Source organism: Streptomyces sp. NPDC111628, from assembly GCF_055635195.1.
The window spans coordinates 33,126-54,371 of sequence record NZ_JBVKBZ010000002.1 but is presented as its reverse complement, the minus strand read 5'-3'; the positions used below and the strand labels follow the sequence as shown (position 1 = coordinate 54,371).

At 72.9% G+C, this 21,246-nt stretch carries 11 protein-coding genes and 1 pseudogene; 3 read left to right on the top strand and 9 right to left on the bottom strand.

The genetic code is table 11. The features are described 5' to 3' along the window. Nucleotides 1-47 precede the first annotated feature (47 nt). The 3 genes from ACZ7MF_RS08265 to ACZ7MF_RS08255 all read right to left on the bottom strand — a co-directional run bounded on the left by ACZ7MF_RS08265 (nucleotide 48) and on the right by ACZ7MF_RS08255 (nucleotide 6,752). Nucleotides 48-3,581, bottom strand: a complete 3,534-nt coding sequence (locus tag ACZ7MF_RS08265; protein ID WP_471475262.1) for an amino acid adenylation domain-containing protein — start codon at nucleotides 3,579-3,581, stop codon at nucleotides 48-50. A gap of 88 nt (nucleotides 3,582-3,669) precedes the next feature. Then, entirely contained in the window at nucleotides 3,670-5,382 is a 1,713-nt protein-coding gene (locus ACZ7MF_RS08260) for an MFS transporter (protein ID WP_471475261.1), read from the bottom strand. Continuing rightward, complete coding sequence (locus tag ACZ7MF_RS08255) at nucleotides 5,376-6,752, bottom strand: hypothetical protein (protein WP_471475259.1); 1,377 nt, start codon at nucleotides 6,750-6,752, stop codon at nucleotides 5,376-5,378. Before ACZ7MF_RS08255 ends, ACZ7MF_RS08260 begins: the two co-directional genes overlap by 7 nt. A 402-nt stretch (nucleotides 6,753-7,154) precedes the next feature. Here ACZ7MF_RS08255 and ACZ7MF_RS08250 point away from each other — a divergent pair, with 402 nt between their 5' ends. Continuing rightward, nucleotides 7,155-14,081 carry a glycoside hydrolase domain-containing protein gene (locus ACZ7MF_RS08250; protein WP_471475258.1) on the top strand — a complete coding sequence of 2,309 codons (6,927 nt, stop codon included), beginning with the start codon at nucleotides 7,155-7,157 and terminating at the stop codon, nucleotides 14,079-14,081. Nucleotides 14,082-14,147: 66 nt separating this feature from the next. Here the strand turns inward: ACZ7MF_RS08250 and ACZ7MF_RS08245 are convergent, their stop codons facing one another. The 4 genes and pseudogenes from ACZ7MF_RS08245 to ACZ7MF_RS08230 form a co-directional block, all read right to left on the bottom strand. Beyond that, entirely contained in the window at nucleotides 14,148-15,443 is a 1,296-nt protein-coding gene (locus ACZ7MF_RS08245; RefSeq protein WP_471475256.1) for an MFS transporter, read from the bottom strand. Next, nucleotides 15,440-15,898: an ATP-binding cassette domain-containing protein gene (locus ACZ7MF_RS08240; protein ID WP_471475255.1), complete on the bottom strand. Its 459-nt coding sequence runs from the start codon at nucleotides 15,896-15,898 to the stop codon at nucleotides 15,440-15,442. The genes ACZ7MF_RS08245 and ACZ7MF_RS08240 overlap by 4 nt, the downstream gene beginning before the upstream one ends. After that, nucleotides 15,895-16,101, bottom strand: a pseudogene (locus ACZ7MF_RS08235) (iron chelate uptake ABC transporter family permease subunit); the annotation flags it as partial. The pseudogene ACZ7MF_RS08235 and the gene ACZ7MF_RS08240, both read right to left, overlap by 4 nt. Nucleotides 16,102-16,313: 212 nt before the next feature. Then, a complete protein-coding gene (locus tag ACZ7MF_RS08230) occupies nucleotides 16,314-17,084 on the bottom strand; it encodes an AraC family transcriptional regulator (RefSeq protein ID WP_471475254.1) in 771 nt (256 codons plus the stop codon). Nucleotides 17,085-17,203: 119 nt separating this feature from the next. On the opposite strand from ACZ7MF_RS08230, the gene ACZ7MF_RS08225 reads away from it, so the two are divergent. Further along, nucleotides 17,204-18,172 (top strand): HAMP domain-containing sensor histidine kinase, encoded by a 969-nt coding sequence (locus ACZ7MF_RS08225; RefSeq protein ID WP_471475252.1) that lies wholly within the window; start codon nucleotides 17,204-17,206, stop codon nucleotides 18,170-18,172. A gap of 98 nt (nucleotides 18,173-18,270) precedes the next feature. Further along, nucleotides 18,271-19,335: a lipoate--protein ligase family protein gene (locus ACZ7MF_RS08220; RefSeq protein ID WP_471475251.1), complete on the top strand. Its 1,065-nt coding sequence runs from the start codon at nucleotides 18,271-18,273 to the stop codon at nucleotides 19,333-19,335. A 15-nt stretch (nucleotides 19,336-19,350) separates the two neighbouring features. Here ACZ7MF_RS08220 and ACZ7MF_RS08215 read toward each other — a convergent pair whose 3' ends face one another. Continuing rightward, on the bottom strand, nucleotides 19,351-20,025 hold the full coding sequence (locus ACZ7MF_RS08215; protein ID WP_471475249.1) for a response regulator: 675 nt from the start codon (nucleotides 20,023-20,025) through the stop codon (nucleotides 19,351-19,353). Next, nucleotides 20,022-21,146 (bottom strand): sensor histidine kinase, encoded by a 1,125-nt coding sequence (locus tag ACZ7MF_RS08210; RefSeq protein ID WP_471475247.1) that lies wholly within the window; start codon nucleotides 21,144-21,146, stop codon nucleotides 20,022-20,024. Before ACZ7MF_RS08210 ends, ACZ7MF_RS08215 begins: the two co-directional genes overlap by 4 nt. Nucleotides 21,147-21,246: the final 100 nt, after the last annotated feature.

Here is a 21,246-nt window from a genome sequence, read left to right as displayed (position 1 = left end):
GTGGTGGCCCCGCCCGCGACGGGGCCACCGCCTTCGTCCGGGTGCCGTTACCGTCCGGTGCCGCCGTCCCCGGCCCCGTCCGCGTCGCCGTCCCCGGCCCCGTCCTCGTCCCCGTCCGCGGCGAGCCGGTGGACGGTGCCGTCCTCGGCGAACAGCTCGCTCAGTTCGAAGTCGAAGCCCTCCGCCTGGGCGAGGGCCACCAGCCGCATGGCCGCCAGCGAGGACCCGCCCAGCGCCAGGAACGGCGTGTGGACGTCGACCTGTTCGACCTGGAGGACCTGCGCCCAGATCGCGGCCAGCGCGATCTCGTCCTCGGTGGTGGGGGCCGTGGTGACCCCGGCGGTCGCGGCGGTGCCGCGGGCCGGGAACAGTGCCCGCGCACCGGTGTCCGCGGGCCGGATTTCGGCCGCCGGGCCGGGCCGGTTCGCCGCGATGTGCTCGGCGAGCTTGCCCACCGGGGTCGTGCCGCCGTCGGCGATGGCCTCCAGGACACCGCGGAAGGCGCCCAGGATGCGCTCCACCGACTCCGCGTCGAAGAACGCCAGGTCGTACTTGACCTGGAAGAAGAGCTGCTCCTCGGGCATCGCCTCGATGGCGAAGGGGTAGTTGGTCCAGCCGACGTAGCGCTCCTGGCGCACGTCGAGGCCGCCGCGGCCGGTCCAGCCGGTGCCCCGGGGGAAGTTCTCGAAGATCAGCAGCGACTCGAACAGGGGCTGGCCGCTGGGCAGGTCGGTGCGCTGCTGGATCAGCGGCAGCGGGTAGTGGTCGTGGGAGCGGGCGGCGACCTGGGTGCGCTGGATCTGCTGCAGCCAGCGGCCGACGGGCTGCTCGGGCTCCAGGTTCACCCGCATCGGGAGGCTGTTGATGAAGATGCCGACGATGTCCTCGACCCCGGCCAGCCCCACCGGGCGGTGGGTGATGGTGATGCCGAAGCAGACGTCGTCCTGGCCGCTGCACCCGCCCACGACCACGGCCCAGGCGCCCTGCACCAGGGAGTTCAGGGTCAGCTGGTTGGCGCGGCCGTACGCGAGCAGCCGCTCGGTCAGCTCCTCGCCGAGGTCGAGGCGGGCCTCGGCGTGCATCTCCTGCGAGCTGGCGGAGAGGCCGAGCTGCGCGGAGCGGCCGATGACGGTCGGACGGCGGAAGCCGGCCAGCCGCTCCAGCCAGTAGTCCCGGGCGCCCTCGATGTCCTCGTGCTCCAGGAAGGACACGTAGTCGCCGAAGGAACGCGTCGGGCGCAGCTCGGGCAGCCGTCCTTCGAGACCGGAGTGGTAGATCTCCAGGGAGTCGCGCAACAGGACGAAGAGCGACCACGCGTCGAGGATCAGATGGTGGTAGCTCATCACCAGCTTGTAGGTGGTGGCGCCGAGCCGGACCATGGTCAACCGGAACAGCGGTGCCCGGTCGTAGGGGAAGCCGCGGCGGCGGTCGTCGTCGAGGTAGCGCTCCAGCAGCTCCTTCTGCTCCGCCTCGGTGCGGTCGGACCAGTCCAGGACGGTCCAGCCCAGCTCGGCGGTGCGCTGCACGGCCTGGAGCGGTTCGGACAGGCCCTTGGTCGCGATCCAGACCCGCAGGATCTCGTGCCGGTCGACGACCTGCTGCCAGGCCCGGTGGTACGCGTCGAGGTCGACCTCGCCGTCGACCGCGTACAGGAACTGCTCGAAGTAGACGCCGGAGTCCGGGTCGAGCAGCGAGTGGAACAGCATGCCCTTCTGCATCTCGGTGAGCGGGTACACCGTCTCGATGCCGTCGGGGTCGGCGGCGGCCGCGCGCACCGCGGCCAGGTCCTCCTCGGCGAGAGTGAAGCCCGGCGCGTCGAAGGAGCCGGACGGGGCGGGGCCGGTGTCGCCCTGTGCCGCCATGAAAGCGGCGGTCTCGGCGATGGTGGGGGTGGCGAAGACCTGGGTGGCGCTCAGGCCGATGCCGTCGCGGTTGGCCTTGGCACTGATCAGGAAGCCCTGGATGGAGTCGCCGCCCAGTGCGAAGAAGTTGTCGTGGATGCCGACGGCGGGCAGGTCGAGGGTCTCGGCCCACAGCGCGCACAGGTAGCTTTCGACCTCGTTGCGCGCGGCCGTGTAGTCCTCGGCCAGTTCCAGGTGGGCGCCCGGCAGTTCGTGCAGGGAGCGGCGGTCGACCTTGCCGTTGTGGGTGAGCGGGATCGCGTCGATGACGGTGAAGGCGGCCGGGACCATGTAGTACGGCAGCCGGTCGGTCAGGTGGGCGCGGATCGCGGCGGCGGTGGGCGGCTCCCCGTCGCAGGTCAGGTGGGCGACCAGCCGCTGGTGTCCGCCCGCGCCGCGCAGCCCGGAGGCGACGGCGCCGGTGACGCCGGGGACCTCGAGCAGCCGGGCCTCGACCTCGCCCAGCTCGACCCGGTAGCCGGCGATCTTGACCTGGTCGTCCATCCTGCCGAGGAGTTCGAGGCGGCCGTCCTCGGACTGCCGGGCCAGGTCGCCGGTGCGAAACACCCGGCCGTCGTCGGTGTCGGCGAACTTCTCGGCGGTGAGCCGGGGCAGCCGGTCGTAGCCCTCGGCCATGCCCACGCCGGCCAGGCACAGCTCACCCGTCTCGCCCGGCGGGACCGGGGTGAGGTCGGCGTCGAGGACCCGGGGGGTCAGCTCGGCGGGGTGGCCGACCGGCACGAAGCCGTCGTACACGGCGCCGGGCAGGCACTCCCAGTAGGTGCTGTAGAGGGCTTCGGTGAGTCCGTAGACGTTGAACAGCCGGGCGGGCAGGCCGGTGGCGAAGTACTTCTCCGGCAGCGCGCCGGGCATCACGTCGCTGCTGCAGAAGACGTACTTCAGGGAGGTGTTGGCGGCGAAGCCGGGGTTCTCCAGGATGCCGGAGAGCAGCGCCGGGACGACCATCAGCGTCGTCACGGAGCCGCTGTTGATCAGTTCGACCAGCCGGTCGGGGTCCTTGTGGTCGCCCGGCGGGACGATGACCACGGTGCCGCCGGAGAGCACCGGCCAGAACACCTCGCGGACCAGGTTGGTGATGCTGAGGGTGGTGCGCAGCAGCTGGCGGTCGCCCGGTTCGAGCGGGAAGGTGCGCTGGAGCCAGCGCTGGCCGCTGAGCAGGGCCCGGTGCGTGAGCATCACGCCCTTGGGGGTGCCGGTGGAACCGGAGGTGTAGAAGATGAACGCCAGGGCGTCCGGGGCGAGTTCGACCGGGTCGGTGAGCGGTTCGGGGGTCTCGTCGAGCAGGTCCTCGACGGCGAGCTGCCGGGTGCCTTCGGGCGCGGGCCCGTCGAGGAGGGCGCGCTCGGTGACGACGATCGCGGCGCCCGAGTACTCCAGGATGGTGGCGCGGCGCTCGGCGGGGTCCTCCGGGTCGACCGGGACGCAGACGCCGCCGGCGCGGAGGATGCCGAAGAGCGCGGGGAGCAGCGCGAGGGAGCGCGACATGTGCAGTCCGACCCGGCTGCCCGGCCGGACGCCGCGGGCCACGAGGACCGCGGCGATCCGGTCCGCCTCCGTCTCCACCTGGCCGTAGGTGGCCGACGAGTCCGAGAGGAGGGCTGCCGTGCGGGTCGGGGCCGAGGCGGCCTGCGCCGTGAGCAGGTCATGCAGGAACGACATGCGTGGACACCATTTCCGTGTGGTCGGTGCGGACTGCGGTAGGGAAGGCGGTACGAGGGGGTGGGCGCCGGGAGGTCCGGCGGACCCGTCAGTCCCGCGCGGCGCGGGACGCGTCCGCCCGTGGGCCGGACAGGTCGGCGGATGCCCCGTCCGGGACGTCGGTGAGCGCTGGTTCCTGTCGGTCCGGGTCCGGTCGGCTGATGCCCACCGCACCCGGAGCGTGGTCGGGTCGCCCGGCGGAAGCCTCGGCGACGACGTCCGCCGAGGCATCGGCGGGCCCGTCGGCACCCGCACCGATCCGCGCGGGCGCGTCGGGAGACGGCGCTTCGGCAGCCGACGCTTCGAGGGCCGGCGCTTCGAACGCCGAGGCTTCGGCGCCCGGCGCGTCGAGGACCGGCAGGTCGGGCACCGGCGCTTCAGCGGCCGACGCTGTGAGAACCGGCGCTTCGGCAGCCGACGCTTCGGCACCCGGCGCGTTGAGGACCGGGGCGTTGAGGACCGGCGCGTCAGCCACCGGCGCTTCGCCCGCCGTCCGCGGTCGGGGCGGGGGCAGCAGGGCCGCCGCGAGCAGGGGCAGGGCGCCCGCGGTCAGGAAGACCCAGGTGGTGCCGGCCGTGGCGGCGAGGGTGCCGCCGAACAGCGAGCCGAACGGGATGACGCCCCAGGTCAGCCAGCGATAGGCGGCGTTGACCCGGCCGAACAGGGGCAGCGGGATGGTCGCCTGGCGGTAGGAGACCACCGCCACGTTCCAGACCATGGACACCAGCCCGTAGACGAACAGTCCCAGGGCGACGACGGGCACCGCGGGCACGGCCAGGGTGAGGAAGCAGACGCCGAGCAGCGGCGCGCCGAACCGCATGACCGGCCCGTCGCCGACCGCCCTGAGGATCCGTCCGGTCATCGGTCCGGCGAGGACGCTGCCGACCGCGAGGCAGGTGAGCAGCAGCCCGTACCCGGTCTCGGAGAGGCCGAGCCGTCCAGGGCGCACCGCCCACAGCGGCAGCATGGTCAGGCACATCGAGTAGGACAGGTTGTTGACGGCGGCGGCCGTCGCAAGCCGGGCGAGGTCACCCCGTCCGCGGAAGTAGCGCAGCCCCTCGCCGAGTTCGGCGACCAGGGATCCGAGCGACGACCGGCGCCCGCCCGCCCGGACCGGTTCGGGTGCCGGCCGGGCGTGGCTCGCCGCCGCCTGCTCGACGGCCGCGGGCAGCAGTCCCAGCGCCCAGACGGTGACCACGTACAGGGCGACCACGACGGCGAGTCCGCCGCCGGAGCCCAGCGCCACCACGTAGCCGCCGAGGGCCGGACCGATCAGCTGCGCGAGGAACATCTGGGTGGACTGCAGGGAGGCGTTGGCCTTGGGAAGCTGCCCCACCGGGACCAGCCGGGGCAGCTGGGACTGGGCGGCCACGTCGACGAAGATGCCCGCGCAGCCGATGAGGAAGGCGGTGACGACCAGCGCCCACAGGGGCAGCCGGTCGGTGGCGGCCAGGGCGCACATGACGGCCACCAGCGGCAGCCGGACCGCCGACGCCCAGCGCATGACGCTGCGGGGCGGGTACCGGTCGGCCAGCACCCCGGCGGGCAGGGTGGCGATGAGCCAGGGCAGCCGGACGGCGAGGCCGACCGCACCGACCGCGACCGCGGAGCGGCTGATCCCCAGGGCCAGCAGCGGGACCGCGATCTTGTAGATGCCGTCCGCGAGGTCCGAGGAGACCACGGCGGACTGGAAGAGCCGGAACGGCGGGCCGAGCCGCTCCTTGCCGGGGGTGTCCCGTCCCCTCCGGGTGGCACTCAACATCGGTCCACCAGCACCACGGAGCTCATCAGGGCGCCGTGGTGGGCGTTGAGGACCGGCCCGCCGCCGGGGACGCCGTGCCGTACCAGCACGCCCGAGGGCGCGCCGCCGAACAGGAACGGGCCGACGACGAAGGGCACTTCGGCGTGTTCCACGGCACCGGTGTCCTGGTCCTGGAAGTCCAGCGCGAGCCGGTCCGGCGTCACATGGGTCTGCAGGATGTGGCGTCCGGTCCGTCGGGCGTCCTCCAGCGCGTGGCGCCACTCCTCGTCCCGGACCTCGGGGCCGAGGACCACGCCACCGCCGCCGTAGCCGCCGACGGGCTTGAGGACCAGCTCCGTACGGTGGGCCAGGGCGTGCCGCAGCAGTGTGTCGCCGTCGGGGCCGGGCGCGGGGAACAGGGCCGTCCAGGGCAGGTGACGCTCGATCAGCCGCTGGTCGTCCTCGGGCAGCGCGTCCTTGTCCGCCCAGAGCCAGGCCATCGTGGTCTTGTCGCTGAGCAGCCAGGTCGCCTCGGACGTGTGCATCCGCACCCGGCCGGCTCGCACGGAGCGGACCAGGGCGTCCAGTCCGCGGCTCGGCGGCTGGTCGAAGCTGAGGAAGAGCCGGAACACGGCGTCCACCCGCTGCCCGTCGAGCAGCAGGACGTCGTCCTCGCCGGTCTCCAGCCGGTCCATCGGGCAGGCGACGGTCTCCATGCCGTGCCGTCGGCCGCTCTCGCACATCGGGGCCAGCCAGGCGAGAAAGGCGTCGGGGTCCTCGAGTCCGGGTGCCGCGCCCTTGCTGAACACGGGAATGGCGACCCGCGATCCCTCCGAAAGGCCCAGTGACGTACGGATTTCGGCGAAACGGGAATCCACGGCGGACGGCGGGGCGTCGATACGGTCCCCGCCGGGAAGCGGACGATAGAGATCGCAAAATCGCGCGGCGAGAAGATCGGCCTGGAGTGTGCCGCCGAGCGCACCGTCGATATTGAATTCGACGAACCGGGGGACGCCGGACCGGTAGACGATGTCGGGGCGCGCGGCGACGAGCAGGTGGGTGCCGAGCAGCTCCGTGCGCGACAGCAGCGGGGTGTCGGCCTCGTCCACCTCCAGCACGTCCTGGAGTTCGCCGACGGTGGTGGCTCTGCGACGGCAGGCGTCGAGGATCAACCGCATCAGACGTGCGGAAACGCGGCCCAGTTCGTCGTAGTGGCTCCGGTCGACGAAGCTCGGGCGCACCGGGCGCCAGGTTCCCTTGGAGCCGCTGATTCCGTCGTGGACGCTCCGCGCGCCGGTGACCGAACGGGCCAGGGCGCTTTCACGGAAGGACGGGGTGAGTTCACTCCAGATGTCGAACGAACGACGCGATGAACCGAGATTGTTCTCCATGCCCCCCCGCATGTCCTGATGCCGCTTTCGCATTTCGCACAGGGGGTTTCCGCGTCCCCCCAGCCGCTGGAGCGGAACACTATCGCCACGGCGCCGACACCGATTCGGCGCGCCGGAAGATGCCTCTCCGGTACGGAGTCCGGGGCGAAGAAAACCCGCGCCGCACGCACGGGTCCGCGGACATCTTGCCGACGGGTCGCGCGCAATCGGCAAATACCACTACGTGGACACCGGGTGGCGGCGGCCCGGGTCCACGGCGCTCGCGGCCGGGTGAACCCCTGTACGAACTCCGTTTCCCCGTTGTATGACTTCTCCCTATGTGATGGCGGAGGGTTCACCCGGAGCGCACGCTTCGGAAGCCGCTTGACAACGTTGTCCAACAGGGAAGGGTCCGTGCTCGTCATGCCCGACAGATCCAAGAGACCGCCGATACGGTCGTCCAGTCCACGGGCCGCCCTGCGGGCCGCCGTCGCGGCGGTACTCGCCGGGGCACTCGGCCTGGCCGCGCTGACGGGCGGCGGCACCGCCGTCGCCGTGCCCGTCACGAAGGCCTCGCCGTCGGCCGGTGAGACGACCGGCGGAACGGACTACACGAAGCTCGTCGACCCGTTCGTGTCCACCGCGGGCGACGACGGCAACGACCTTCCCGGCGCCCAGGCACCGCACAGCCTGGCCAAGGTCAACCCGATGACGACCCCGGGCCGCAACCACTCGGGGTACGACTACAACGAGGACCACATCGCCGGGTTCACCGCCACGAACCTGGACGGTGTGGGCGGTTCGGGCGGCGGCGGCGACCTGCTGGTCGTCCCGACCTCGCAGCAGTACGACAGCCGCCCGGCCACGAGCACCTACGCGCATCCCTACAGCCACGACGACGAGAGCGCGTCGCCCGGCTCCTACCGGGTGGGGCTCGGGTCCCCCGCCGGAACGATCGACGCCGAGATGACGGCGACGACCCGCACGGCGCTCGAACGGTACCGATTCCCCGCGGGAGCCCGGCCGCAGCTCGTCCTCGACCTCGCCAACAACTTCACCAGCCGCACCCGCGCGACCCTGGACGCGACGCGGCTGAAGGACGGGACGACCGCGATCAGCGGCCTGGTCGCCGGGTCGTTCAACGGCGCCTCGTACCGCCTGTACTACTACGCCACCACGAACGTCCCCGTGACCTCGCTGCGCACCTGGGGCGACGACGGCGCGCTGGGCGACGCGACGGCGCGGGACGGCACCGACACCGGCGCCGTCCTCGGGTTCGACCCGGCCGACGGCGACGACGTCGAACTGCGCGTCACGCTGTCGCCGATCAGCGCCGAACAGGCGGCCACCGACCAGCACAAGGAGGTCGCGGGCCGCACCTTCGAGGAGGTGCGCGCGCAGACGAAGGCGGACTGGAACCGCACGCTCGGCGCCGTCGCGGTGAAGGCCTCGAAGAAGGCCGATCCGGACTCGACGCTCACCAAGCAGTTCTACACGCACCTGTACCGCATGTACGCGCTGCCGGTGAACGCCACCAGCACCAGCGGCACGTACCGCGGCGTCGACGGCGCGGTGCACGAGGCGAACGGCTTCACGTACTACGACGGCTGGTCCACCTGGGACGACTTCCGCAAGTACTCGGTCGAGGCCTACATCGACCCGGCGACCTACCGGGACATGGTGCAGTCCGCGGTCGTCCTCTTCGCCGACGCGCACGCCGCGGGCAAGAGCCTCGGCAGCCTCACCCACTCGGTGCCGACGGTGCGCTGGGAGCGCTCGGCCGTGGTGATCGCCGACGCCCTGTCGAAGGGGTTCAAGGACTTCGACCGGCTCGACGAGGCGTACCCGGCGCTGAAGTCGTACACCGGCTACTACACCGGGACGCAGCTGCGGCAGGGCTACATCGCCGGTGACCCCGGCACGACGGTCCAGCGGGGCTACGACCAGTGGGCGCTGTCCGTCATCGCGGACGCGCTCGGCGAGGACGCGGACGCCGAGAAGCTGCGCGAGCAGGCGACGATGGCGACCGACAACCTGGTCAAGCCCGGCGCCTGGACCGCGCCCGACGGCACCGAGGTGGGTCTGCTCACCCCGCGCGACGGCGAGGGCGACTGGCAGCAGGCCGACTACGAGAAGTTCGAGGAGGCCAGGCTCTACCAGGGCACGCTCTGGCAGTACCACTGGTACGACGCGTACGACATGGGCGGCCTCATCGAGGCCATGGGCGGCGAGAAGGCCGGCCGGGCCGCGATCCGGCACATGTTCGGCGAGGACTCCGACGCCGACGACGGCTCGACCATGCTGCACTCCAACGCCAACGAGATCGACCTCCAGGCCCCCTACCTCTTCAACTACGTCGGCGAGCCGAGCCTGACGCAGAAGTGGGTGCGCGCCATCTACACCGGTGAGACCTGGAACCGGTACATCGCGACGGGCTCCACGAACGAGGCGCCCAGCTCCGGCGGCGAGTTCAGGCCGCCGGTGAAGACCAAGGCCTACGAACTGGCCCCGGACGGCTTCCTGCCGACCATGGACAACGACGCCGGCACCATGTCGACCATGTTCGTCGCCGCCGCCCTCGGGCTGTTCCCGGTGACCGCGGGCTCCAGCCAGTTCCAGATCGGCAGCCCGTTCTTCGACTCCACGACGATCACTTACGCGGGCGGCGCCGAGTTCACCGTCGAGGCCGACGGGGTCTCGCCGCACAACTACTACGTGCAGAGCGCCGCGCTGAACGGCAAGCGGTTCTCGAACACGTGGCTCGACTACTCCCAGATCGTGGCCGGCGGCACCCTGAAGTTCGACATGGGCTCCAAGCCGTCGTCCTGGGGCGCCCGCACCGAGCCCGCGTACTCGCTGAACACCGACTCGGGCGACGGCGACGACGGCGACGGACCGGGCAGGGGCACGACCGTCGTCTCGGCCCGCCCGGAGACCGTCGGCACCGCCGCCGACGGCACCGTCGACGCGAGCGTCGAACTCCGCCTGTCCGGCAGGGCGTCGTTCGCCGCGCGGAAGGGCACCAGCCTCACCCGGACCGGCGCGGCGAGCGTGACCGGCCTCCCGGACGGTGTCACGGCGGACCTCCGGGTCACCGGCAGACGCACCGCGTCGCTGAAGCTCACCGGCACCACCAGGACCGACGCGCGCTTCGGCATCACCTTCCGCGACCGGGCCTTCCCGCACGGCATACCGGCCTCCACGGTGACCGGCACCGGCGTCTCCGTGACCGACCCGCTGCTCGTCTCGGCCGCGGCCGTGCACCGGGCCAGCCTCGCCGCCCTCGTGGACGAGGCGTCCCTGGTGCGCGAGGGCAACTACTCCGACGGCTCCTACGGCATCTTCCGCACGGCGCTGGAACGGGCCCGGACCGTCCTCGCGGACTCCGCCTCCCCCACCGGCACGCTGATGGCGGCGCACGACGCGCTGCGCTCCGCCGTCGACGCACTCACCCTGGACGAGGGCGGTTACGCCGTCCTCCAGGCCGAGGACCCCGACCGGATGGAGGGGCCCAGCCTCGTCAAGGAGGCCTTTCACTCGGACGGCGACCTCGGGGGCGTCACCGAGGGGGCCTGGGAGCAGTACACGAACCTCGACTTCGGCGGGGTCGCCCCGCGGAGCGTCTCCGTGCGCTACGCCAACTCGCAGGCCGCGACGGCGGACCCGAGCAGCGTGGACATCCACGCCGGGGACGCCGACGGCCCCGTCGTCGCCACCGTCTCCCTGCCCGGGACCGGCGGCTGGCAGTACTACACGACCGTACAGGCGGCGGTCTCCGACCCGGAGGCCCTGCTGGAGGCGGCGAGCGCGACCTTCGTGTTCCACGCCCCTTCGAGGCAGCAGTGGGTGTCGAACTTCGACTGGTACCAGTTCTCGCCCGAAGCGGCCCCCTCGTCCTCCCCGATCACGACACTTGCCACGCTCACCACGGCCAACGCCACGTCCACCGGAGACGGTTCACTCCCGCTGAAGCTCTCGGGCGGCGTCTTCGAGAACGTGACGAACGGCGCGTGGGCCGAGTGGCGGGACACCGGTCTCGGTGACGGCGCCGACACCGTCACCGTCAGCTACGACAAGCCCCGCTCCCGCGCGGCGTCGGACTCGCACATCGAACTGCGCCTGGGGGCGAAGGACGGCCCGACGGCCGTCGACGTCCCGCTCGACTACACCGGCTCGGGCTGGGGCACCGTGGCGTCCACGAGCGTGCGGCTCGACCCGGACGTCTTCGAGGGCACGCAGGACGTCTATGCCGTCTTCGTCTCCAGCACCCAGACCGACGCACAGCCCTACGTCGCCAACGTCCACTCGCTCACCCTGACGCGGCAGGCGGACGCCCCGGTGGTGTTCGACGCCACGGCCTTCGAGGGCAACAGCGGCGGCGGGCTCAAGAGCGAACCGGCCACCTGGAGCGACGCGGGTTCCGCCACCAGCCTCGGCGGCACCTACGACGGAGCCTGGCTCGACTACGGGGACGTCGACTTCGGCGACTCGCCCAAGAACACCGTCACGCTCACCTACGTCAACAACTCCGCGCGCTGCGGCACCGGTTCCGCCGTCCAGCTCTACCTGGACTCCTTCGACCCGGACGCCCCCGGCACGCCGTACGCGACCGTCCCGCTGCCGGTCACCGGCAGCTCGTGGTCGTCGGGCGGGACGACCAGCCTGACCCTGCCGGAGGCGATCACCGGCACGCACGCCGTGCACCTGCGGCTGACCACCAACGCGGACTCCTCGCACCCCTACGTCGCCAACCTCGGCCAGGTCACCTTCGACCACGTCGAGGCGCCCGCGCAGACGGACCTGTCCGCGCTGCGGAAGGCGGTCGACCAGTACGAGGACCTGGCCGAGGACGCGGACCGGTACGGCACGATCGACTTCGGGGTGTTCCGGCGCGAACTCGCCGCCGCCCGCGACCTCCTCGGTGCAAAGGACGCGACGCAGCTCGAGGCCGACCTGCGGACCCGGAGCCTGACCCTGGCCGCGAACCAGCTGGTGCCGCTGCCGAGACTGAGGCTGGAGAGCCTGGTCGCCACGGCGTCCGCCCTCGGCAACGAGCGCTATACGGACGCCTCGTGGACGGCGTTCACCACGGCGCTCACCGCGGCGAAGACGGCCGTGGCGGACGAGGCGGCGACGGACCGCACCCTCACCGAACGGTACGCGGACCTCGACCGCGCCAGGTCCTCGCTCACCACCAAGCGCAGGACGGTGCCGGCCGCGCCCGACGCGGTGTCCGCGGCCCCCTCCGGCACCAGCGTGAAGGTCACCTGGTCCGCACCGGAGGACGACGGCGGTTCGCCGGTCACCGGCTACGAGATCACGCTGAGCGGCGGCCACCAGGTCGAGATCGCCGATCCGGACAGCCGGAGCACGGTGTTCACCCGGCTGAAGGACGGCACGTCGTACACGGCGCGGGTCCGCGCGGTGAACGCCCTCGGCGACTCCCCCTGGAGCGCGACGACACAGCCCGCCGTCACGGGCGACAACAGGCCCCAGGCCCCGACCGTCACGGGTGTGGTCACCGACGGCGACCGGGTCCGGGTGAACTGGCGGCCGGCCGGCGACGGCGGCTTCCCGCTCGTGGGCTACACCGTGGCCCTCGACGACGGAACCACCGCGCACGTCTCCGGCACCACCTCCACCGCGCTGCTCACGTCGGCCGGCGGGGCGAAGGCCCACACCGCCACCGTGACCGCGGTGACCCGGGCGGGCAGCTCGGACGACCCCGGGGCGGAGGTCTCCACGGCCTCGGCCGTGTCCGCCGGCTCGCCCGCCTCGGCCACCGACCCGGCGGACTACGAGCCGTCCCCCTTCCCGGACGACACGCTCGACGCCACGTACGCCTCGGACGCGTGGCCCGAGACCGGGGACGGAACCGACTGGTTCACCCACCTGCTCTCCGGTTTCGACGACCTCGGCCCCGCCACACTCGGCGCCAACAAGGAGCTGCCCGCGGGCACCCCGCTCGGCGCCGAGAACGACAGGATCACCGTGAGCGTCAACAACGCGGCGACGCGGCAGCAGGTAGACCGGGCCGAGGTGGACGCGTCGAACAGCGCCACCGTCACGATGGCCGACGGCCTCGGCTCCCGGCTCGGCCCACTGTACGGCGAAGCCCTGAAGGCGGGCCGACTGCCCAAGACCAGCGCGCTGTTCGCCCGCGTCAACGAGAACCTCGACACCCACGACGCGGCGAAGAACCACTACCAGTACCTGCGCCCGTACGTGCGGCTCGGCTTCGCCGGGGACGGCGGGGCGGTCTACGAGTCGCAGGACAGCTCGTACAGCGGCCTCGCGGGACAGGGCTCGTACCCGAGCGGTCACACCTACGGCGGCTACGAGGCCGGGACGATCCTCGCCACGCTGCTGCCCGACCTGGCGCCGTCGATCCTGGCGCGCAGCTCGGAGTACGGGGACAACCGGATCGTCCTCGGGTTCCACTACCCGCTCGACGTCATGGGCGGCCGCATCACGGCCCAGGCCACGGTGGCGCACCGCTGGGCGGACCCGGAGTTCGCGAAGCTGCTCGGCCAGGCACACACCGAGATCGAGAACGTGCTGCTCGCGCGGTGCGAGGAGGAGGGCTACGGCGACACCCTCACGGACTGCGCGGGCGACCCCTACGCCGGGCTGAGCACGGCTCAGCAGGTCGACCGGTACACCCAGCGGCTGACCTACGGGTTCTCCCGCACCGGGCGGGCCGGGCAGGCCCTCGACGCGCCGTCCGACGCGGCGGCGCTGCTGATCACGGCCTTCCCGGACCTCACCGCGGAACAGCGCACCCAGGTCCTGGAGCAGACCGCGACGGACTCCGGGTACCCGCTCGATCTCACCGGGTCCGGCGGGCCGGGCTGGCAGCGGATCAACCTGGCGGCGGCGATGGCGGCGGACGTGGTCGTGAACGCCGACGGTTCGGTCACGGTGACCAACTTCTCGGACGCGACCGAGGCCAGTGTGGCCGACGCCTCCGCGATCACCGTCGGGGGCGTGGCGCTCGACGGGTTCGATCCGGAGGTGAGCACGTACGTCGTGGACTGGCCGAAGCGCGGGCGGGTCCCGGCCGTCGGTGCCGTGACGGCGGCGTCGGGTGCGCGGGTGAAGGTGGTCCAAGGCAGCTCCACCGTCTCGTCCTCGCAGCGTGGCTTCACCACCCGCACCATCAGGGTGACCTCGGCCAACGGCGCGTACACCCGCACCTACACGGTCGGTTTCCGGCCGACGGAGCGGCATCCGCACCGGCCGGGCGCGCTCTGGGACACCGGCGGCGGGACGGCCGGTGGCAGTGGTGGTGTCGGTGACGGTGGCGGTCTCTGGACGCCGGCACGCGAGTGGGAGCACACCGTGGGATGACCGCGGGGCAACCCCGGTGGACCGCCGTCGGCACGGTACGTCCGTGCCGGCGGCGGTCCGTCGTTCTCACGTCGGGGTCGGCTCCTCGGCGCGCGGTCCGTTGCCCTCCCGGGCGCGGCGCAGGGCGTCCTCGTCGGTGCGGGCGTCGTAGCCGACCAGCCGGGGCAGGGCGGCGGTGAGCAGTCCCACGGCCGCGACACAGGCCACGCCGCCGGTCCAGATCGCCGGGCGGGCGCCGGTCCAGCCGGCCATCGCGCCCGCGCGGACCTGGCCGAGCTGCGGTCCGATGCTGTAGGAGAGGACCTCGATGCCCGCGAGGCGGCCGCGCAGCCGGTCGGGGATGGTCTGGTTCCAGATGGTGGTGCGGCCCAGGCCGCTGAGCATGTCCCCGGCGCCCGCCAGCGCGAGGCAGGCCAGTACGAGCCAGATCTGCGAGGTCCAGCCGGCCGCCGCGACGGCCAGTCCCCAGCCGGTGGCGCCGCACACCACCAGCAGGCCGTGGCGCCGGGTCCGGGACACCCAGCCGCTGGTCAGGCTGACCACCAGGGAGCCGACGGCGCCCGCCGAGTACATCAGGCCCAGCGCCCAGTCGGCGTCCAGCTCGTCGGCGAGGAACGGGAAAATGGTGTTCGGGAACGCGAACAGCATCGCCGCCAGGTCGATCGCGTACGTGCCCAGCAGCACCGGCCTTGACCAGGCATACCGGGCGCCCTCGGCGATCCCGCGCAGGGACGGCCGGGCCGCGTGCTCGGCGGGCGGTACGGGCGAGAGCCCGCGGCACATCAGGACCGAGGCGCAGAAGCAGACCACCGTGGTGGTGTAGGCGGGGACGTTGCCCGCGTAGGCGACCACGAGCCCCGCCAGGGCGGGTCCGGCGATGGCGCCGGCCTGCCAGCGCAGGGCGTTCAGGGCCGCGGCGGCGGCCAGTTGGTCGTGCGGCACGATCCGGGCCAGCAGTGAGTCCAGGGCGGGGCGTTGCAGTCCGGCGAGTGCGGCAACCCCGCCGGCGACCACGTACAGCGGCCAGAGCAGGGGGCTGGGCAGCAGCGCGTTCACGAGCAGGACGGCCGCGAGGAGTCCCAGGCCCGCCTCGGTGAGCACGATGACCCTGCGCCGGTCCACGGCGTCGGCGAGCGCCCCGCCGTAGAGGCCGAAGACCACCAGGGGTACCAGTTCGACGGCGCCCATCACGCCGACGGCCAGTGGGGAGCCGGTCAGTTCCTTGATCTGGAGCGGCAGCGCGATCAGCGCCATCACGCTTCCGACGTAGGTGACCAGCCCCTGGACCCACAGGAGCCGGAAGTCGCGGGAGGAGCGCCAGGGCGCGAGGTCGGGCAGCAGCGCGGTGAGCTTCGAGGTCATGACCTTGCTCCGCCGTCCCCGGTGGCGGCCGCGGTGGCGGTCGTGTGGTGGCGTCCGATCGGCAGGACGAGGGGTTTGCCGGAGACCGGGTCCTCGATGACGCGGCTCTCCATGCCGTACACGGAGCGCACCGTGTCCTCGGTCATGACGTCCCGGGTGGATCCGGCCGCGTGCAGCCCGCCGGAGGCGAGGGCGATGAGCCGGTCCGCGTAGCGCGCGGCGAGCTTGAGGTCGTGCAGGACCATGACGACGGTGGTGCCGCGGGTCCGGTTGAGGTCGGTGAGCAGGTCGAGGACGGTGATGCCCTCGGGGGTGACCGGCGACTGGGGCAACAGGCCCAGGGTGCGGGCGAGTTCCTTGGCCGGGGTCCGGTGCACCTCCTTGCCGTCCAGGACGACACGGTCGCCGTAGCCGAGGGTGAGGGCCTCGGTGGACAGGGTGTGGGACGCGGTCACAGTGAGCCTCCGGCCCGGTTGGTGCGGACGATCAGGTAGACGAGGCAGGGGGCGCCGAGGACGCCGGTGACGACGCCCACGGGATGGCGGGTGTCGAAGGCGTACTGGCCGGTGAAGTCGGCGACGAGGACGAGCAGGGCGCCGACCAGTCCCGCGGGGACCAGCAGGGATCCGCCGGTGCCGACCAGCCGGGCGGCGATCGGTGTTCTCATCGACCCGGTGTTCACTTTCAGGGAGGAGGGCACAGGGAGTCGGACAGAGCCAGTCAGGACAGCCGGCCAGGACCGAGCCGGTTAGGTAAGGCTTACCTGAACTCGCTCGCTCAGACTAAGCAGCCCGCGCACCCGTAGCAATCGAGCCTTCTCGACAGCGCTTGTAGCGATCGGGACACGGTGTGGACCGGCGCCGCCCGTCCTCAGCGCGCCCGGAACCGGCCCGGAGTGGTCCCCGTCGTGCGCCGGAACGCCGCTCCGAAGGCGCTCGCCGAGCGGTAGCCCACCGCGTCGGCCACCACGTCGACCTCGAACCCGCGCGCCAGCAGCCGCACGGCGTGCTGTGCCCGTACCGAGGCGACCCAGCGGGCGAAGCTCGTGCCCGTCTCGGTGCGGAAGGCGCGGGTCAGGGTGCGCTCGCTACGGCCGAGGGCGGTGGCCCAGCCGGTCAGGGTGCGCTGGTCGGAGGGGTCGGCCCGGACCGCTTCCACGATCGGCCGCAGCAGCGCGGACGTGGGCAGCTGCACCAGCAGCGCCCTGGGTGAGGGCCGCAGGACGTCCAGCACCACGGCCTCGGTGACGTCCCGGGAACGCGACGGCAGTTCCGGCTCCCCCAGCCGGTCCAGGAGCAGCCTCAGCAGGGGGGTGATGTCCACGGCCACCGGCTCGTCGGGCAGCGCCGAGACCGTGCCGTGCCGGAAGAAGTGGGCGCGGTAGGAGGTGCCGGCGACGGCGGAGGCCGAGTGGAGCTGCCCCGCCGGCATCCACAGGCCGAGCGTCGGTGTGATGCACCAGACCTGGGAGCCGACCACGGCGGTGGACGCGCCGTGGGCGTTCCAGAGCAGTTCGTGCCACGGGTGGGAGTGCTCGTTCCAGGTCGTGTCGGCGGCCACGACCTCCTCGTACGCCTTGATCACGAACGAGACGTCCACCTCGCCGGCGGCGAGCGCCGGCAGTTCCCTGGTGACACGCATGCGGCCCAGGCTAACCGGCGGGTGCCGCCGTCCCGCCCGGCCGCTACGTGCCGGTGCGGGCCGGAAATGGGTGTGCGAACCGATGGACTCCCCCGGCGCACGTCGCGGACGCTGCTGCGGTGCCCCTGTTCTGGAGAATCTCGCTGTTCAACTCGGTGGTGCTGGTCGCGGCGACCGCGTTGCTGCTGGGACCGGTCACCGTGTCGACGCCCGTCCTGCTCACGGAGGCCGCGATCCTCACGGTGGGCCTGGTGGTCATACTGATCGCCAACGTCCTGCTGCTGCGGATCGGTCTCGGGCCGCTGCGCCAGCTCGCGCGGGCCATGACCACGACCGATCTGCTGCGGCCGCGGGTCCGCCCGAAGGTCGACGGCGACGGCGAGATCGCCGAGCTGATCACCACCTTCAACACCATGCTCGACCGGCTGGAGGCCGAACGCGCCCTGAGCGCCGCCCGCACGCTGAGCGCGCAGGAGTCGGAGCGCCACCGGGTCGCCCAGGAGCTGTACGACGAGGTGGGGCAGACCCTCGCCGCCGTGCTGCTGGATCTCAAGCGGGTCGCGGACCAGGCGCCCGACGAGGTGCGTGAACAGCTCTCGCAGGTGCAGGAGACGACCCGGGCCAGCCTGGACGAGATCCGCCGCATCGCCCGCCGGCTGCTTCCGGGTGTCCTGGAGGAGCTGGGCCTGGGCAGCGCCCTGAGGTCGCTCTCGGACGAGTTCACCGGCCCTTCGCTGACCGTGCGCCACGACATCGCCTCCGGCCTGCCCCGTCTGGGCGACAACGCCGACCTGGTGCTCTACCGGGTCGCCCAGGAGGGCCTCACCAACGCGGCCCGGCACTCCGGGGCCCGCCTGGTGACGCTGTCCCTGGAGCGGACCGGTGACGCCGTCCGGCTGCGGGTACGGGACGACGGCCGGGGCTTCGACGACTCGGGCGGGGCCGCCGAGGGCGCCGGGATCCGGGGTATGCGGGAGCGCGCCCTGCTGATCGGCGCCGACCTGGTCGTCGGCCCGGCGCGCGGGGGCGGCACCGAGGTGCGCCTGACCGTGCCCGTCGGCGACCGGGTCGCCGACCGGGTGGCCTGACCGCCCGGACCGGGGGAAGGGCGGAGCGCGGCGCGGAAGGGCGGGAACACACCGGCCGGGCACGCTGTTGTCTCCCGATGCGGAACGGAGGCGGAACGGTGCACGGTGAATACAAGATCCCCGGCGGCAAGCTGGTCGTCGTGGACGTGGAGGCCGAGGACGGCGTGCTGCGGCACGTGCGTGTGGCGGGCGACTTCTTCCTGGAGCCGGACGAGGCGCTGGACGCCGTGAACCGCGCGCTGGAGGGCGCCCCGGCGGACACGGACGCGACGGGACTCGCCGCGCGGATCGACGCGGCCGTGCCCGAGGGCACCGTCATGTACGGGCTGACCTCGGAGGGCGTCGGCATCGCCGTGCGCCGCGCGCTGGCGCACGCCACGGACTGGACGGACTACGACTGGCAGCTCATCCACGAGGGACCCGAGTCCCCCGCCCTGCACATGGCCCTCGACGAGGTGCTGACCGCCGAGGTCGCCGCGGGCCGGCGGCCGCCGACGCTCAGGGTGTGGGAGTGGGGCGCCCCGGCGGTGATCATCGGCAGTTTCCAGTCGCTGCGCAACGAGGTGGACGCCGAGGGCGCCGCCCGGCACGGCATCGAGGTGGTGCGCCGCATCTCCGGGGGCGGCGCGATGTTCGTCGAGCCCGGCAACACGATCACCTACTCCCTGTCCGTGCCGGAGGCGCTGGTGCAGGGCCTCTCCTTCCAGGACAGCTACGCCTATCTCGACGACTGGGTGCTCGGCGCGCTCGGCGAGATGGGCATCCGTGCCTGGTACCAGCCGCTGAACGACATCGCCACCGACCAGGGCAAGATCGCGGGCGCCGCGCAGAAGCGGGTCGTGGGGCCCGGGGGCGGTCCCGGCGCCGTACTGCACCACGTGACCATGTCGTACGACATCGACGCGGACAAGATGCTCCAGGTGCTGCGGATCGGGCGGGAGAAGATGTCCGACAAGGGCACGAAGTCGGCGAAGAAGCGGGTGGACCCGCTGCGCCGGCAGACGGGGCTGGCGCGCGAGGCCGTGATCGAGCGGATGATCTCCTCCTTCGGCGGGCGGTACGGGCTGAGCCAGGGCAAGGTGACGGACGAGGAGCTGACCCGGGCCCGGGAGTTGGCCCGCGCCAAGTTCTCCTCCGCCGAGTGGACCGCCCGGGTGCCCTGAGGCTCCCGGCGTCCCCTAGGTCGTGCCGCGCACCGCGACCAGGCCCGACTCGTAGGCGAACACCACGAGTTGGGCCCGGTCGCGGGCGCCCAGCTTGGTCATCGCGCGGCTGATGTGCGTCTTGGCCGTCAGCGGGCTGATCACCATGTGGGCGGCGATCTCCTCGTTGCTCAGGCCGCGCGCCGCGAGCGCGGTGACCTCGCGTTCCCGGCGGGTGAGGGCGTCCAGGCCGGGTGCGGTGGACCGGTCCGGGGGCCGGGCGACGAACTCGCCGATCAGGGTGCGGGTGACCGACGGGGAGAGCAGGGCCTCGCCGTGCGCCACCACGTCGATGGCCTGGAGCAGGTCGGCGGGCTCGGTGTCCTTGAGGAGGAAGCCGCTGGCTCCCGCCCGCAGCGCCTCGAAGACGTACTCGTCGAGCCCGTAGTTGGTGAGGATGACGACCCGTACGGCGGCGAGGGCCGGGTCGGCGGCGATGCGACGGGTCGCCTCGATGCCCGACATCACCGGCATCTGTACGTCGACCAGGGCCACGTCGGGCACCTGGGCGCGCACCAGCGCCACCCCCTGTTCCCCGTCGGCTGCCTCGCCGACCACCTCGATGCCCTCCTCGGCGTCGAGCAGCGCCCGGAAACCGGCCCGCATCAGCGCCTGGTCGTCGACGAGCGCGACCCGGACGACGCCGCTCATACCGTCTCCCCCAGCGGGAGCCGTGCGCGCACCGAGAAGCCGCCCTCCGCGCGCGGGGCGGCGCGCAGGGTGCCGCCGAGGGCGCTGACGCGTTCCTGCATGCCGGTCAGGCCGGTGCCGGGCACCGGCGGGCGGGCCGGATCGGCGGCCCCGTCGTCGTCCACGCCTATCGTCAGCTCCCTCACGAGCTCCGCCTCGTGCGCCGTGCCGTAGTCGATGCGGACCCGCACCTTCGCCGGTCCGGCGTGCCGCGCCGCGTTGGTCAGGGCCTCCTGCACGATGCGGTAGGCGGCCCGGTCGACGGCCCGGGGCAGCGGGCGCTCGTCCCCGGTGACCGTGAGGTCGACGGCGAGCCCCGCCGCACGGGCCCGCTCGACGAGCAGGGCCGGGGTGCCGGCCGGTTCGTCGGCCCGCAGCACCTGGAGGGCGGAGCGCAGCTCGCGCATCGCCTCGCCACTGGCCTCCTGGATGGCGAGCAGCGCGGGCGGCACCTCGTCGCCGCGTTTGCGGGCGAGGTGGACGGCTACGCCCGCCTGGAGCTTGACGATGGAGATGCTGTGCGTCAGCGAGTCGTGCAACTCCCGGGCGATCCGCAGCCGTTCCTCCCCGGCGCGGCGCAGGGCCGCCTCCTCCCTGGTGCGCTCCGCCTCCAGGGCACGCTGTTCGGTCTGGCGCAGGTACGCCTGCCAGTTCCGGTCGGCGAGACCGGTCACCACGGCGCACAGGAACCAGCCGGCGAGCAGTCCGGCCCGCTCGGCCGCGTGCTGCGTGCCCGGGCCGGTGGCCACGTACCCGGCGAGGAACACGGCACCGCCGGCCGCCGCGACGCCCCGGTGGCCGACCCGGGCCGCGGTGTGCACGGCGCCCAGGACGGGCAGGGCGGACAGCGGGCCGGGGTGCGCGTGCACGACGTACGCCGTGCCGAGGACGGTGGCGGCGGCCAGCACCGCGCGCGGGGCGGCGCGGTGGAAGGCGAGGGCCGCCGAGGCGAGGACGACGAGCACGTGGTCGAGTGCCGTGGTGTCGTCGTCGAAGGCGGCGACCGCCGTGCCGAGGGCGCCGACGACGGCCGCGAGGACCACGTCGGCGAGCCGTCCGCGATCGATCTGACGCCCACTCATGCCCGCACCCTATGCGCCCTGGCCGACCGTCGCGTCGGCCCTGTGGACGGCTTGCGGACTACTCCCGGCGAAGTAGTCCGCCGCCCGTCCGGCCCCGGCG

What these genes read in the sequence shown, in the direction of transcription:
- ACZ7MF_RS08215 (WP_471475249.1), bottom strand. Translation starts at nt 20,025, where the DNA reads ATGAGCGGCGTCGTCCGGGTCGCGCTCGTCGACGACCAGGCGCTGATG.
- ACZ7MF_RS08260 (WP_471475261.1), bottom strand. Translation starts at nt 5,382, where the DNA reads ATGTTGAGTGCCACCCGGAGGGGACGGGACACCCCCGGCAAGGAGCGG.
- ACZ7MF_RS08250 (WP_471475258.1), top strand. Translation starts at nt 7,155, where the DNA reads ATGCCCGACAGATCCAAGAGACCGCCGATACGGTCGTCCAGTCCACGG.
- ACZ7MF_RS08210 (WP_471475247.1), bottom strand. Translation starts at nt 21,146, where the DNA reads ATGAGTGGGCGTCAGATCGATCGCGGACGGCTCGCCGACGTGGTCCTC.
- ACZ7MF_RS08255 (WP_471475259.1), bottom strand. Translation starts at nt 6,752, where the DNA reads ATGGAGAACAATCTCGGTTCATCGCGTCGTTCGTTCGACATCTGGAGT.
- ACZ7MF_RS08245 (WP_471475256.1), bottom strand. Translation starts at nt 15,443, where the DNA reads ATGACCTCGAAGCTCACCGCGCTGCTGCCCGACCTCGCGCCCTGGCGC.
- ACZ7MF_RS08265 (WP_471475262.1), bottom strand. Translation starts at nt 3,581, where the DNA reads ATGTCGTTCCTGCATGACCTGCTCACGGCGCAGGCCGCCTCGGCCCCG.
- ACZ7MF_RS08230 (WP_471475254.1), bottom strand. Translation starts at nt 17,084, where the DNA reads ATGCGTGTCACCAGGGAACTGCCGGCGCTCGCCGCCGGCGAGGTGGAC.